Annotated in this window: 9 protein-coding genes; 4 read left to right on the forward strand and 5 right to left on the reverse strand. The window is 74.4% G+C overall.

The window, feature by feature from the left end; translation table 11 throughout:
• Positions 1-152 precede the first annotated feature (152 nt).
• Complete coding sequence (locus ACWGJB_RS02265) at positions 153-902, forward strand: class I SAM-dependent methyltransferase (RefSeq protein WP_453378375.1); 750 nt, start codon at positions 153-155, stop codon at positions 900-902.
• 10 nt (positions 903-912) lie between these two features.
• Here ACWGJB_RS02265 and ACWGJB_RS02270 read toward each other — a convergent pair whose 3' ends face one another.
• From ACWGJB_RS02270 to ACWGJB_RS02285, 4 genes are all read right to left on the reverse strand, one after another.
• Positions 913-2,220, reverse strand: a complete 1,308-nt coding sequence (locus tag ACWGJB_RS02270; protein ID WP_453378376.1) for a helix-turn-helix domain-containing protein — start codon at positions 2,218-2,220, stop codon at positions 913-915.
• Between the two features lie 308 nt (positions 2,221-2,528).
• Positions 2,529-2,705 carry a hypothetical protein gene (locus ACWGJB_RS02275; protein ID WP_453378377.1) on the reverse strand — a complete coding sequence of 59 codons (177 nt, stop codon included), beginning with the start codon at positions 2,703-2,705 and terminating at the stop codon, positions 2,529-2,531.
• A gap of 134 nt (positions 2,706-2,839) precedes the next feature.
• On the reverse strand, positions 2,840-4,933 hold the full coding sequence (locus tag ACWGJB_RS02280; RefSeq protein ID WP_453378378.1) for an AAA family ATPase: 2,094 nt from the start codon (positions 4,931-4,933) through the stop codon (positions 2,840-2,842).
• Between the two features lie 63 nt (positions 4,934-4,996).
• Positions 4,997-8,065, reverse strand: coding sequence for an AfsR/SARP family transcriptional regulator (locus ACWGJB_RS02285; protein ID WP_453378379.1), 3,069 nt, complete (start codon positions 8,063-8,065; stop codon positions 4,997-4,999).
• Between the two features lie 382 nt (positions 8,066-8,447).
• On the opposite strand from ACWGJB_RS02285, the gene ACWGJB_RS02290 reads away from it, so the two are divergent.
• The 3 genes from ACWGJB_RS02290 (at position 8,448) to ACWGJB_RS02300 (ending at position 12,111) form a co-directional block, all read left to right on the forward strand.
• Positions 8,448-8,894: a nuclear transport factor 2 family protein gene (locus ACWGJB_RS02290; protein ID WP_453378380.1), complete on the forward strand. Its 447-nt coding sequence runs from the start codon at positions 8,448-8,450 to the stop codon at positions 8,892-8,894.
• A 1,326-nt stretch (positions 8,895-10,220) separates the two neighbouring features.
• Complete coding sequence (locus ACWGJB_RS02295; RefSeq protein ID WP_453378381.1) at positions 10,221-11,255, forward strand: LuxR C-terminal-related transcriptional regulator; 1,035 nt, start codon at positions 10,221-10,223, stop codon at positions 11,253-11,255.
• Positions 11,256-11,634: 379 nt separating this feature from the next.
• A complete protein-coding gene (locus tag ACWGJB_RS02300) occupies positions 11,635-12,111 on the forward strand; it encodes a hypothetical protein (protein ID WP_453378382.1) in 477 nt (158 codons plus the stop codon).
• Here the strand turns inward: ACWGJB_RS02300 and ACWGJB_RS02305 are convergent.
• On the reverse strand, positions 12,086-14,329 hold a 2,244-nt coding region (locus tag ACWGJB_RS02305), incomplete at its 5' end, for a lantibiotic dehydratase (RefSeq protein WP_453378383.1). The genes ACWGJB_RS02300 and ACWGJB_RS02305 overlap by 26 nt on opposite strands.

Here is a 14,329-nt window from a genome sequence, read left to right on the forward strand (position 1 = left end):
CTCAGAGAGCGTCGCGGTAGGGGTGGCCGCGGTGGTGCCGCGTGGTCTGGGGGGGGGGGGGGGGGGGCCCCCCGCCCCCCCGCCCCCCCCCCCCCCCGACCGGCGCACCGACCACCAGGACCAGGGCGCAGGCCCGGAACAGGACTCGACGGATGACGACGACCCAGCCGCTCACGCCCCGCACGGCCGACGCGTGGGGACAACTTCTGCTCGACTGCCACAGCGCGGGACTGCCGCGGGGCACCTATCACGAGATCTGCGAACGCGACGACGGATACATCAGCGCCTACGACGCCGTGGGGTTCTTCACGGGGCCGGACGCCTGGCCCGAGCTGGACCGCTGGGCCTTCGACAGGTTCCGGGGCCGGGTCCTGGACGTGGGAGTGGGGGCCGGCCGGTTCGCGGTTCCCTTCCAGGACCGCGGCGGCGAAGTGGTGGGCCTCGACGTGTCGGCCGACGCGCTCGAGGTGTGCCGGCGCCGCGGGATCACGGAGACCTTCCTGGGCACGGTCGACGACCTGCCGGAGGATGCGCGGTTCGACACGTTCCTGCTGCTGGGCCGGAACCTCGGCCTCCTGGAGAGCCGGGCGCGCGGTCCGCGGCTGCTGAGCGCGCTGGCCCGGCTGTCCCGGCCCGGGGCCCGGATCGTCGGGACGGGGATGGATCCCTACCTGCTCGACGGGGCCCAGCACGCCGAATACCTCGCCGCGAACCGGCGGCGAGGGCGGATGAGCGGCCAGATGCGGCTGCGGCTGCGGCACCGGCTGCTGGTGACGGACTGGTTCGACTACCTGTTCACGTCGCTGCCGGAGCTGGAGTCACTGACCGAGGGCACCGGCTGGCGGGTCACCGAGACCGAACGGCACGGCCCGGACTACGGTGTGGTGCTCACGCTGGCCTAGCCGGTGGCCGTCAGCCCTCGCCGACCGCCACCTTCCGGCCGCGGTCCTCCGGGCCGATCCGGTGCATCACGGTCGCGCTCCACCGCCGGTGGTCGCGGCGCGTCTCGGCGTACAGGTGGCGGACGTGGTTGAGCACCGAGAAGCGGGGCTCGTCGCCGCCGAGGCGTTCCGGCCGGACCAGGCCGTACGTCACCAGGGTGAAGAGGATGACGGCGGCGTCGGCCCCCGACGTCCCGACGGCCGTCGCCGCCTCGGCCACCGACCAGCTGCGGTGGTCGCGGGCCAGGGCGGCGAGGAAGGACACGCCGGCCGGGCTGAGCCGGCCCAGGGTGCGGCGCAGCCGGACCACGAGGTCGCGTGAGGTGTCCGCGGTCATGGGCGGCGCGGTCAGGCCGAACGGGCTGCGCTCCACCTCGGCCAGCAGCTCCGGCAGGGACCGTACGAGGGTCCAGCGGCCGGCGAACTCCAGGGCCCTGGGCAGTCCGTCGAGGCGCCGGCACAGCTCGGCGACGACCGCGGCGACGGTGTCGTCCAGCCGGAACAGGGGGTTGCCGGCCCGGATGTGCGCGCACAGCAGCCGTACGGACGGCACCTCGGCCAGCAGTGCCGGGTCCGCCTCGGCGCCGGGTTCGGGCACCGGCAGCGGGGCCAGCCGCAGGATCTGCTCACCGGGGACGCCGCAGGGCCCGCACGCGGTGAGCAGGATCCGCAGCCTCGGGTGGGCGCGCATCAGGGCGACCAGCGGGGCGCTGCCGCCGCCTGCGAGGGCGGCGTCGTCCAGCACCAGCACGGTCCGCTCCCCGGGCGCGCGGTGGGCGAGTTCACCGGTGGGGAAGTCGTCGCCGCGGGTCCGCCACAGGATCTGGGTGCCGTCGGCGGCGACGCGGCGCACGGCCTCCGCGGCCAGATGCGACTTGCCGACGCCTCCTATGCCGACCACGGTCACCAGCCGTCCGCCCGGCTGCCTCAACAGGTCGGTGAGGGCCGCCGTCTCGGTGTCGCGGCCGATCAGCGGAGCGTGGACGAGCCAGGGTGTCACGGTGCCGTCGCCCTCCGCCGGGAGGTGGCCGTCGGTGTCCGGGCGGCGCCGTGCCGCGTCCAGCAGCGCCTCGCGCTGGGGGGCGCCGAGCCGCAGTCCGTCCGCCAGCAGCCGGACCGTGTCCAGCCGGGGCGAGAGAACCTTGCCCTGCTCCAGGTTGCGGATGGCGCGCACGCTCACGGTGGTGAGGTCCGCCAGGTGCTGCTGGGTGAGTCCGGCGCGCCGGCGGTGGTCCCTCAGCAGGAGGGCGAGGTCCGGCTGGGTTCGGATGTCGATCATGACTTACTCCGGTCGGGCCGTTCCGAGGTGCTGGTGGATCCGGTGGGCAGAACGCCGTCCGAGCGGGCCGCCCGGTGCCGTTCCCGGTGCCGTTCCCGGTGCCGTTCCCGGTGTCGTTCCTGGGCGCCGCCGGTGGGTGCCGGGCGCCGACGCGGCCGGGCGGGGCGCCTGCGACGGGCCGTCGGCCCGGCCGCGTGGGGGCGCGGGCCCGGCCGGCGCGTGGGGCGGGGCCGCCGGGTCCGGGGCGGCGGCGCCGGCGCGCCGCGCCGCGCCGCCCCCCCCCCCCCCCGGCCCCGGCCGGCGCGTCGTCAGCTCCAGGGGTTCGTGTTGTCCGTGGAGCCGTCCTCGGCCTGCACGGTGGGCACCTGCTGCGGGTGCGTCGCGGCCTCGGCGGCCACCGCGCCCATGAGGGCGGCGACCGCGGCGATGACGACGACGGCGGCCCTCACGGGCTTCACGACCGGTGCGATGACAGTGCTGTTCATGGTGGTTTCCTTCCTCTCCCTCAGCCCTTGCCGGGCTTCTGGAAGGAAAGTTAGGAGTCGCTGTAATCACGCCACTTTGACGCCGCTATCCCCTCTGGATAGCGGCGCTGACCTGCGTTTTCGACGCGTCTCGGCTACCAGGCCGAGGTGTTCGGAGCGGCCGTGAAGGACGGTACGGCGGCCTGCGCGGCATACGTCACCTCCTGCTCCCACAGATGCCAGCACACCCGCTCCAGGCCGCGTTTCAGATAGCGGCGGTAGGTGCTGAAGGACAGCGCGAGCTCCCGGGCCACCGCCTGCTGGGTGCTGCCGCCCTCGACGTACGTCGCCCAGACGGCAGCCCGCTCTCCCTTCGCCTTGGGGTCCTGGTCGATGGACTCGATCGCCCGTACGACGAGCCGGCGCAGGTTCTCCTCCGGGTCGCCGGAACGCCGGGCGACGAACGCGGCGTGCAGCAGCGGACTGGCGGCCAGCCGCTCACGCTGGTGCCAGACGCGCAGGGCGTCGTGGACCGCCCGGTCGAAGGCCGCCCGGGACAGGACGGTCGTCCGTGGCAGGCCGGTGATGCCGGGTGTGCGGAGCCCGAAGAACATCCGGTCGTCGAGCAGGTCGCACCATTCAGTCATTGCCGTGGTCCCCCAGTCGTGTCCGAAGAGCGTGGCTCTGTGTTCGGCGAGCTGTGGCCCGCCCGGCAGGCGGCGGAAGTCCGCGTACTCCAGGAGGCGGTCGGAGTGTTCGTCGCCGCCCCGCGTGTGGAAGGTCCAGGCGAGCCGGTCCTGGACGTGCAGTTCCCGGGTGATGCGGGCCAGCATCGCGGTCGAGGCACCCACCAGGTCGCGCGGACGCCTGCGCAGCAGCGTGAAGCGGACCAGGTTCACCCGTTGCCCCGGGCGCAGTTCCCGGTGCGACTCGACGTGCTCGCGTACGACGGCGAGCGCGGGGTCGATCGCGGTCTCCACGGCGTCCCACCGGTCGAAGTTCAACAGGCCCAGCACGCCGACGACTTCACCGCTGCGGGCGCTGCGGTAGAGGCGGAAGCCGCGCGGCCGGCGGTGCAGCCAGAAGTCGACGGCCGCGACGCCGTCCGCGCCGAGCCGTTCGTGCGCGAGGTCCCGTACGGCGGGGAGATCCTCGGCGTCGCAGGGAGTCTCGTGGACCGGGTCGGCACGCTCGCCGCGGCCGAGGCCGGGGAAGCGCCGGCCTCGGGTCTGGATGTGGTTGAAGGCCGCGGCGGCGCCCAGGGAGACGGGTTCGGGGCGGGTGCGGATCAGGGTCTGGAGGTGGGCACGCACGGCCTTGTGCAGGGACAGATAGGCCTCGGGCGCGCGCCAGCCGAGGTCGTGGTGCAGTGCCTCCGCCACCGCGGGCAGCAGCCGCAGTCCGGCCCGGCCGCTGGTGGCGTAGGGCCGGCGGCGCAGCCAGTCGAATATCTCGGGTGCCTGGTCCGGCAGGAAGACCCGCAGCAGGTCCTCGGTGGTGTCGGGGACGTGCGCGCAGATCTCCAGGGCCTGCCGGTGCAGCGCCGAGGGGACGGGGCCCACCACCCGGTCCAGGAGTTCCGCGACGGCTTCGGGCGCGGGCCGCCAGTCGTCGTCGGGCGGGCCGTCCCGGTCCTGGGCGGCGAGCCGCAGGGCCAGGGGGTGGCCGGCGGCGAAAGCGAGGCGGGCGGTGCGGGCGGTGGTCCGGCCGGGTGCGGTGTCCTGGAGGAGCCGCGCCGACTCGGCCCGGGACAGGCCGTCCAGTCGTCCGACGCGGAGGGTGCCGTCCCAGGCCGGGTCGGTGCGCCAGCGCGGGCCGGGCGGCTCGCGGCCGGCGAGTACGACGAGGGAGCCCGGCGGCAGACCCGCGAGGTAGTGGTCCCGGAACCAGCCCTCCAGCCGGCCGAGCCGGTCGGCGCCGTCCACGAGGAGCACCGGCCGCCCGGTGCCGGGCACGTCCGCGGCGGCGGCGAAGCCCTCCTCGGTGGGTTCGGTGAGTGTCGCGTCGACCTCGACGACGTCCCGCCCCCGCCGCCGGGCCTCCACGGCGAACCGGCGCAGCAGCTGGGTCTTGCCGATGCCCCCGGGCCCGTGCAGCGCCAGTACGGCGACCGTGTCCGACGGCTGGTCCAACGCGGCGCGGAACCGGGCCAGTTCGTCCTCCCGGCCGACGAAGCCGCGCAGGAACGTTTCCTGACGGTCGCGGACGGGAGCCTGCCGCCGGCTCGCCGGGGCTCGGTGCGAGTTCATGTCGGGACTGGTACCTCTGGTCGGTGTCCGCTCCTCGGCACGTGCACGGCTGCGGCGTCGGCGTCACCGGCCCCCGGCGGTGCCGTCGGCGGGCACCCGCGCGAGCAGACGGGCGGCGCGTTCCTGTTCCTCGACCATGCCGAGCCGGCCGAACACCTCCAGGGCGTCGGCGAGCAGCCCCTCGGCCTTCGCCGTGTCGTCGGCGCGCAGGGACAGGTCGGCGAGGTCGACGCGGACGGAGGCCGCACCGGCCTGGTCGAGGATGTCCTCGCGGACGGACAGCGCCCGGGCGAAGTACGACGCGGCCTCCGCGGGTTCGCCCAGCCGGGCGTGGACCCGGCCGAGGTCGTGCAGGATGTATCCCTCGCCGATCACGTCGCCGTCGTCCCGGACCATGGTGAGGCATTCGGACAGCACCTTGCGGGCGTCGTCGAACTGCCCGCGGTGCAGGTGGAGCTGGCCCGCGCGCTGGAGCACCCGGGCCTGTCCGCCGAGGTAGCCGAGGTCGCGCCAGACCTCCAGGGCCTCGTCGAGTTCGGCCTCCACCCGGCTGACGTCACCGCGGCGCAGCAGGATGACCGCGCGCTGGACGAGGACGGAGGCGCGGGCCCAGGGGTCGCCGCTGCGGACGAAGTCCCGGTCGGCCTCCTCGAAGAACCGCATCGCGGCGGCGTCGCGGCCCGCGAGCCGCTCCAGCAGGCCGAGGTCGCGGCGGCACAGGCCGAGGCCTTTGGTGTGCCCCAGGGCGTCGAAGAGTCCGACGGCGGCCGTCAGCGCCCGGCGCGCCTCGGGCAGGTTGCGGCGGTTGAGGTGCAGCGATCCCAGGGAGGCCAGCAGGGCGGCCTGGCCGAGCCGGTTGCCGCTGCGGCGCACGGCGGTCAGCGCCTTGCGGTGGGTACGGGCCCAGTGGTCGAGGTAGCCGCGGGCCTCGTAGAACGGGGCGAGGTTGACGGCGAGTTCCCAGGCGTACTCGTCCTCGCCCTCCTGGGCGAGGCTCTCCACGGTCAGGCTGAGATTCTCGCGTTCGGTGTCGAGCCATTCCAGGGGCCGGGCGAGGATGGTCCGGACATGGCCGGCGGGCGGGTTCCAGTGGGCGGCCGACCCGGTGATGTAGTGGGTGCCGAGGACACGCTGCTGGGCCTCGCCGACCAGGGCGAGCCAGGCACCGCCCACCCGGCGGATCGCGGCCCGCCGTTCGGTCTCGTCCGACTCGGCGACCAGCCGGTCCCGGGCGAACAGCCGGATGATGTCGTGGAAGCCGTAGCGCAGTTCCCCGGTGGCGTCGACGCCGGCGACGTCGAGCATCTGCACGTCGACCAGGGGTTCCATGAGGTCGGACGGGTACGGCTCGGCGTGCGGCGCGTCGAGGAGGGCGCCGCCGATCCAGCTGGGGAACGTGGACCCCTTGGTCAGGCTGAGCAGGCGCAGCAGCTTGCGGTCGGTGTCGGCCAGTCCGTCGTAGGTGAGGGAGAGACTGGCGCGCACGGTCATCTCGCCGTGGGTGAGTTCGTCGAGGCGGCGGCGTTCGTCGGCGAGGCGCTGCACCATGAGGGCGAGCGGCCAGTGCGGGCGGGCCGCCAGCCGGGCGGCGACGATGCGCAGGGCGAGCGGCAGCCCGCCCACGGCGGCGGCGAGCGTCCTGGCGGCCTCCGGTTCGCCGCGTACGCGCTGGGTGCCGATGACGTTGCCGATGAGTTCCAGTGACCCCTGCTCGTCGAGGATGTCCAGCGTCACCCGATGGGCGCCGGGCAGTGCGGTCAGCCGGGCCCGGCTGGTGACGAGCACCCCGCAGGAGCGGCCACCGGGCAGCAGCGGGAAGACCTGCTCCTCGCTGGCGGCGTCGTCCAGGACGACCAGGATCCGCCGGGCGGCGAGCATGCTGCGGTAGATCTCGCCCCGCTCCTCCAGGGAGTCCGGGATGGCGGGCCCGGGCAGGCCCAGCGCGCGCAGGAAGCGGCCGAGGACCTCACGGGGGTCGACCGGATCCGCCCGGCCGGCGCGCAGCTGGCAGTAGAGCTGCCCGTCGGGGAAGTGGGACTCGGCGAGGCGGTGGGCGACGCGGGCGGCGAAGGTGCTCTTGCCGATGCCGGAACGGCCGGCGACGACGACGATGCCGGTGGCCCGATCGGGCGCGGTGTTCGTGAGGACGTCCTCGGCCTCGGCGACGAGGTGCTGGTGGCCGACGAAGTCAGCCGTGTCCACGGGGAGTTGGCGGGGGACGGCGGCACGGGTGGCGGTGCCGCGGACGTCCTCGTCGAGGGCCTGGTCCCCTTCCGCGCCGGCGGCGGGCGGGAGGGGCGGCTGGTCGGCGGCGCCGAGGGCGGTGCCGGGTGCGCGCTCCACGCGCAGGGACACGTCCTCGGTGAGGATGGCATGCTCCAGCCGGCGCAGGTCCTCGCCCGGCTGGAGGCCCAGTTCGTCCATGAGCAGGGTGCGGCCCTGCCGGTAGATCTCCAGCGCCTCGGCCTGGCGGCCGGAGCGGTGCAGGGCGAGCATCAACTGGCCGCGGAAGCGCTCCCGTAACGGGTTCTCGCCGACCAACCTAGCTATTTCGGCTATCAGTTGGTGATGGCGGCCCAGCGCGAGCTCCAGCTCCACGAACGACTCGGTGGCCGCGAGGCGTTCCTCGTCGATGTGCTCGGCGACCCGGGCGAGCGCCTCGCTGGGGATGCCGTTCAGGCAGGGGCCGCGCCACAGGCCGACCGCGGCGCGCAGCAGGGCGGCGGCCTCGGCGGTCCGCCCCTGGTCGCCGAGCCCGGCGGCCTCGGCGACCGTCCGCCGGAAGACGTCCAGGTCGAGCGCGGAGTCGTCGATCTGCAGGACGTAGCCGGGGGGACGGGTCTCGATGGTGGCCTCGACGGCGGCGGCCGCCAGGGTCTTGCGCATCCGCGACACACAGATCTGCACCTGGGTGCGGGCGGTCTCGGGCGGGTCCTCGGCCCACAGCAGCCGGATGAGGTGGTCGCGGTTCTGGAGTCGTCCGCTCTCCAGGAGCAGCGCGGCGAGGACCACCTGCTGTCTGCCCGCGGTGACCGGCACGGCGCGCCGGTCGCTGAACACCTTCAGCTCGCCCAGCACTTGAAAGGTGAATCCCACTGCCCGATCACGCGACGCGAGGTGCACTCCGGCCATGAACGCCTCCCCATCAGACACAGCAGGCCACAGCGCGCCTGACCGCCAAGTCTACGGCCCAAACACAGCTGCCCAGCGGGCTGAGCATTAGCTGAACAGCGGTGAACCGGGGGTGCGGCACGGCCCGGATCACGGCTCCGACGTGACGTGCCGGTGTGCCCCCGGCCCGCCGCACGGGGGCACACCGGCCGCCCGACTGGCCAGTGATGACCAGCATCAGAGCAACGGGTGACCAGGCTGCCCGGGCGGGCCACCGCGGTGTCGCGCAGGCGGGATACCGCGGTGATAGCGGCGGGTTAGCGGCCCGCCGGACGATCGCCCGGTGGGAGCCGTCGGCGCCGCCGCGCCCGTCCACCGAGAGCGAGAGGTCGGTCATCCAGTCATGAACAACGACAACTTCCGTATGCCACCAGCCGGTTCGACGGTGACGGCGGCCGGTGTGAAGCATGTGATGCTCACCTACCACTACTTGGACATCGGGGACATCGACGGATACGCCTCCCTGACGGAGCAGGACGTCACGCTCGACCATCCCGGTGCTCCGCCGCACCGGGGCCGCGACGCGGTGCTCAGTGCCCACGCCGCGCAGGCGACGCTGCTCAGGCGGCATGAACTGGACACCGTGATCGCCGAGGAGGGGCGGGTGGTGGTGCTCGGCCGGGTGTTGCGCCAGACGCCGGGCACCGGGGAACGGGCCTCGCACGGTGTGGACTTCGCGGACGTGTTCACCCTGTCCGGGCAGACCCTGGTCCGCGGGTGCCGCCGCTACTACTACGCTCCCCCGCCCGGCGGGCCGGCGCCGCACCCGGAGACGTCCGACGCGCGGTGAGCGGCCGGACGGCCTGCTCCCGGTGACACCGGCGCGCACCGCGAGGGTTCCGGCGGCGTACGCGCCGCCGTGGCCGACGGCGGCCCGGGACGGTGGGCGGCCGGTGGTCGGTCCGCCCCCGGCGTCGGGGTCGGGGTCGGAGTCGGTGCGACGCCGTCGCGGTTCCGTCCCGGGCACGGCCCGCGACCCGAAGTCGAATTCCCCGCGGAGTAGGTGATCGGCGCGTTTTCCGCGGGCTTCAGGAGTGCTTTGCGAAACCACCGCCGGACGCCCGCGTCCCGGCGCGGAAACGTCGGCCGGCGCACGTGCGCCGGGAACGTCGGCAACGGCTCGGGAAGCCCGCGGAACGGAACCTCCGAGGTGCCGGACGCCGGTTCGCGCCGCGACCAGGGGCGCCCCGTGGAGGAGTTCGCCGTCCGCACCGTCCGGCGGCGGACTCACCATGCTGCACCCCTTCGTGCGTCCCGTTTTCCGCTGTGGCCGCGGCCGGTTCTCGGCCCGCGGTCCTCCAATTTCCCAGTGTGGTCTCGGATCCGGCCGAGAGACAGTCACGCGATCGCGCCACACGCCGTCAATAGGGGACCGCGCCGGAACACGATGACGCCCGCCCCGGACCGTGCGGAAGCGGCAGGTGGGAGCGGCGGCGGGACCCCGAGTCGGTGTCAACTCCCCATCGGAGAAAGGAGATTCGTCGGAATGCAACCGGGGAGAGCGATGCCGGCCGAAGGGAGCGTTGCGAATGCGCCGCCCCGGGCACCTCCCCGGGAAAGGGATTTCTCCGGAAGCCGCCGGCCGAAGCGGGCGGATCACCGACCGGAATTTCCGGGGTGCGCTCCGCAGGCGTCGTAACCCGGGATCAATTTCCCCGACAGCCCCTCGCCTTCATTTCGGTCAACTCCGTTACCCAGCAGGCATGTTCACCGGGGCGACTTCACGGCGCACGTCATATGCGTCGGGCATGCGTCCCCGCAGGAAGCTGTCGGGCTCACGCCTCACGGCCGGCGGACGCCGCCGGAAAAGCCTGGTCGAAGCAGATCGAGGGGCCCGCCGCGGGCCCCTCGCGCCGCCGATGGCGTCATATTCGACTCCCCTTCTCCGGGCCCGCGTTCGCCCCATCTGGCGGCACGGTCGGCAGCGGCAGGGCCGACGGTGCGCCGGACGCCGCGAACCGGAAGATCCACACCGGGCGGGGCCGCCGACCGGAGACCTCACGCGACAACGACGCCTCTACGCGCATAGAGCCGTGTGGGGAAGGTCACGTAACGTTGGAGAAAACCATGCCGAATCGCCTCCGGGTTCTTCACCAACTGTGCAAATACTGAGCGAATGAACGAGCAGAAAGCGTCACAAGGCTCCCCGTCCATCGAGGAGGACGACATCCTCGTCTACGGATGGATTGTCGACGGGGGCAGCGGCCGGGCCGAACAGGCGGCCGCGGAGCTCGGTCTCCCGCCCGAGAGGGCCGCCGCGGCGCTGCAGCGACTGGCCGGTCTCGGTCTGCTCAGAACCGTTCGCGCCACGTCCGACGAGGTCGTGGCCGTGGACCCGGACGCGGTGGCCGCCACCCTGACCGCGCCGTTACGGGCCACGATCCGCCGCCAGGAGGAACAACTCGACCTGGTGCACGGCAAGATAGACCGCTTACGTGACCACTTCTTCGCCGGCCGGTCGGGCAACCGTGACTTCACGGTCGAGGTGATCCCCACGCTGGAGGAGGTCAGGGCCGCCCTGAACCGGGCCTCGGCCGAGTGCCAGGAGGAAGTGGTCAGCAGCCAGCCCGGCGGCAGCGGACGGGTTCCGGAGGCGATGAAGGAGGCCCTCGGCCGCGACCACGCCCTGCTGTCCCGGAACGTGCGCATGCGCACCCTCTACCACCACACGGCCCGCTTCAACGGCCCCAGCCAGGCGTACGTCGCGGCGGCGACGGCGCTCGGCGCCGAGTACCGGACCTCGCACGAGCTGTTCGGACGGGTGATCATCTACGACAAGAGCCTCGCCTTCCTGCCCGACCGGACCGGCAGCTGGGGCGCGGTCGCGGTACGCGAACCGACGGTCGTGGGCTATCTCCACGACATCTTCGAGCAGTACTGGATCCGGGCGACCCCGTTCTCCGACGCCGCCCAGGACGGACTGGAGCGGGTGGCGAAGGAGATCCACCAGACCATCGTGGACCTGCTCGCCGCCGGACTGAAGGACGAGTCGATAGCCCGCCGCCTCGGTATGTCGCTGCGCACGGCCCGACGGCACATCGCCGACATCATGGAGGCGCTCGGCGCGGAGAGCCGCTTCCAGGCCGGTGTCCTCGCCGCGAGAGCCCGGCTGACGGGCCGTCCGCACGAGGGCAGTGGCGGGGAATCGTGACTTGCGCGCCCCGGCCCTGTAGGACAAAGTCACGCTCGTGGCGGGTGCCCGCGCCGGCCCGACGGCACCGGTAGGCGGGGCGCGGCCGGATCCCGCGCCGCGTGCCGCCGATCTGTCAGGGCACCCCGAACCGCTCCCGCCCAGGAGCCCCCGGACCGGGGCGCCGGCCTCCCGTCCGCGCGGTCGCCGCCCATGCGTCTGCGGCGGCGCCGACCGGGACGGCACGGACCTACCGTCCGCCCACGCCACGGTTCCGGTCACATCTCCCCGGAGTGCCACCCGTTCACCGGATCCGGGCCCACACCGCCTCGGCGGAGCGCTGCCCCGAGGGGTCCCACGCAGTGCCTCCGCGCGCCCCGGACCGCGTGAGGAGACGTGCATGGACGCAGCAGCCTTCCAGGACGACCTGGAGACCTTCCTCACCGACATGGTGTGGACCTTCGCCACCCACGGCGGCCGCAGCGCCGCGGTCGTGTGGCCGCGCGGCGAGGCCACCGTCGTACCCGCCCTGGCCGCGGCCCACGAACAGGACGGCGGGTCGGAGCAGCACCCCGCGGACGCCGTCGCGCACCGTCTGGGCACGCTCGTGGACCGCGGTGCCCGCGCCGCCTACCGCACCGTGCGGCCCGCGGAGGCCGACGAGGAGACACGCGTCGCGGCCGACACCTTCCTGCTCACCCTGCGCGGAGCCGTGGAGGCACGGCTCGCACCGCTCGGACCGGGCTGGCCCGCCGGAGTCGGCCGGCTGCGCCACCGGCTCCGGGCGGGCGAAGTCCTTTATGTCCCGGTCGGGTTCAGCAGCGCGCTGTCCGTCCGCACCCCGGCGCTGGTCATGGAGCTGACGCTCTCCCCGTGACAGGCATCCGGGTCGCGACGAACCGCAGTTCACTGGTGTAGCGGGCGCCGGCGGCGTCCTGCAGCCAGAGCCGGCCGGGACCCGGATGCATCTCCGTCAGGGTGACGGTCGCGTCCGGTCCGTCCGGCACCGCACGGACCGTCTTGGCCATGAGGTTCACCAGCGCCAGGCTGGTGAAGTCCGCCGCCTTCGGCTTGAGTTCCTGGGGCACCCGGTAGAACACCCGCTCCGGCAGCCCCAGTTCGGCCCGCCATCGCCGGGCGGCGACGAACCGGGCTGCCTCGTCGGGCTCGTGGGCCCAGGCGAGCGCGGGCGCCGGCCGGGACCAGGACTCGCGTGCGACCACCAGCCGGCCGACGGTCACCCGGGGCCGGTGGGCGGCCCGCGCGAACGGGCTGAACGCGCCGGCCACCGCCGCGCTCAGGAACTCGCCGACCGCCTCGAGGAGCGGGATGCGCGTCCCCTCGCCGGACCGCACCACCAGCCCGTCGGCCTCCCGGTGCACCCGCAGCCCGCCCGCCGGCAACGGCGTCCCGGGCACCTCGGCGGCGTCCTGCCCCTCCGCCCACGACCAGTAGCGGTACGTCGGGGAGAGCAGCGCCGACGGCGGCGCCAGACGCGAGCTGACGAAGAGCGAGTCCTTCGGCGGTACGGCGTACACCCGGCGGCCCGCGTGGTCGGCCTCCGCCGCCCGCAGCAGCCGTTCCGGGTGCGGGTGCCGGTCGACGAAGGCCCGCCCCTCGACGGTGTTGGTGGCCACGTGCAGTTCGCCGAGCACCCCCTCCCAGGCGCCCTCGGCCACCGCCCCGGGGCCCGCCGCCGCGATCATCAGGTCGGGGCAGTGATGCGTCGCGGCGGCCCAGGGCAGCGGTCCGGCCGGGAACTCCCGGGCCACGCCCGCGGTCAGTTCGGCGGCGCTCACGGTGTGCCGCCGGGCGTCGGGCAGCGGCAGCACGCGCCGCCAGCGGTCCTGGAACTCCGCGACGGCCTGGCCGACCGGTGCCGGCACGCTGCGGTGGTCCGTGGACAGGCCGTCGGCCGCCAGCGCCACCAGCCAGGCCAGCGGGACGCCTCGCTCGCCCGTGCGCCGCGTCTCACGGTCGTACAGGACGTCGAAGAGGCGCCGGTAGCCGTCGGCGACCCGCCGTACCAGCCAGTCGGCGCTGTCCAGGAGCAGCCCGAGGGGCGCGGCCAGTTCGGACAGCAGCGGGGTGCCCAGGTCGACCCGGACGTCACGGGCGGTGTCCTCGTAGACGAGGGTGCGGCCCGCGTAGTCGGCGCCCGGCCTGCGGGTCGCGTCCCGGGCGGTGATCTCCTCGAACGCGCCGTGCAGCGCGGTCAGGGCCGTGTCCAGCCGGTCCGGGTCGCCGGCCGCCGTGGCCACGTCGGACCGCAGCCGCTCCAGCCGGTCCAGCGGGGCGAGGGCGCGGGCCCGTACCCCGGGGTCCCCGATCCGGGACAGCGCGCGGCGCAGGGTGCGTTCCGGGCGGGCCTCGACGGGCCCGGTGAGGTCCAGGCGGACGATCCCCTGCTCGTGCAGGCGGACCAGGGCCAGCAGGGCGGCCTCCGGTCCGCCGGGACCGGCCGCGGCGGCGGCCACCTCGGCCGTGGTCCGCTGTCCGTCGCACAGTTCCAGCAGGGTCAGTTCGCCGTCGGAGAGCTCCCTCGGCGGGCGCCGGGGGCGCAGCAGGGTGTGCCCGCGCCGGGCGTGCGAGGCGACCGGGCGCGGCACCAGCCACGGCAGCACGCCGGGCGTCCGGGCCACCGTGCCGGCGAGAGCGTCGACGGCCCAGTTCTCGAAGAACGTGTGCCGTTCGGCGGTCAGCGCGGGGCCCGGACGTACCGTCAGCGGGCCGGTCCCCTGGGTGCAGCGGGCCCAGCCGACGGGCCCGAACCAGCCGATGGTGTCGTTCTTCAGGGTGTAACGCTGGAGGTAGGAGGCGACGACGAGTTCGTTGCGGCGGCCCTGCGCGTTGCGCGGTCCGCCCGCGGCCGCCTTGTCCAGGTGGTGGTGGACCACGGCCTGGTTCTGCCAGAGCACGGCCTCCCGGAAGGCGGGGTCCTGGGCCGTCCGCCGTACCGCCGCGCGCAGGTCGTCCACGGCCAGGTCGTAGGCGTGCTTGTAGTCGGGGGGGGCCGGCGGGGGGCCCGCCCCGGCCGGGGGCGGGCGCCCCGCCGGCCCGGCGCGGGCGGTCCGCGGGGCGGTGGCGGGTGAGGG

The sequence above is a fragment of the Streptomyces sp. NPDC054813 genome, from assembly GCF_053611365.1.

Excerpts from the sequence above, each read along its gene's own strand:
- ACWGJB_RS02265 (WP_453378375.1), top strand. The coding sequence starts at position 153 with ATGACGACGACCCAGCCGCTCACGCCCCGCACGGCCGACGCGTGGGGA.
- ACWGJB_RS02270 (WP_453378376.1), bottom strand. The coding sequence starts at position 2,220 with ATGATCGACATCCGAACCCAGCCGGACCTCGCCCTCCTGCTGAGGGAC.
- ACWGJB_RS02275 (WP_453378377.1), bottom strand. The coding sequence starts at position 2,705 with ATGAACAGCACTGTCATCGCACCGGTCGTGAAGCCCGTGAGGGCCGCC.
- ACWGJB_RS02280 (WP_453378378.1), bottom strand. The coding sequence starts at position 4,933 with ATGAACTCGCACCGAGCCCCGGCGAGCCGGCGGCAGGCTCCCGTCCGC.
- ACWGJB_RS02285 (WP_453378379.1), bottom strand. The coding sequence starts at position 8,065 with ATGGCCGGAGTGCACCTCGCGTCGCGTGATCGGGCAGTGGGATTCACC.
- ACWGJB_RS02290 (WP_453378380.1), top strand. The coding sequence starts at position 8,448 with ATGAACAACGACAACTTCCGTATGCCACCAGCCGGTTCGACGGTGACG.
- ACWGJB_RS02295 (WP_453378381.1), top strand. The coding sequence starts at position 10,221 with ATGAACGAGCAGAAAGCGTCACAAGGCTCCCCGTCCATCGAGGAGGAC.
- ACWGJB_RS02300 (WP_453378382.1), top strand. The coding sequence starts at position 11,635 with ATGGACGCAGCAGCCTTCCAGGACGACCTGGAGACCTTCCTCACCGAC.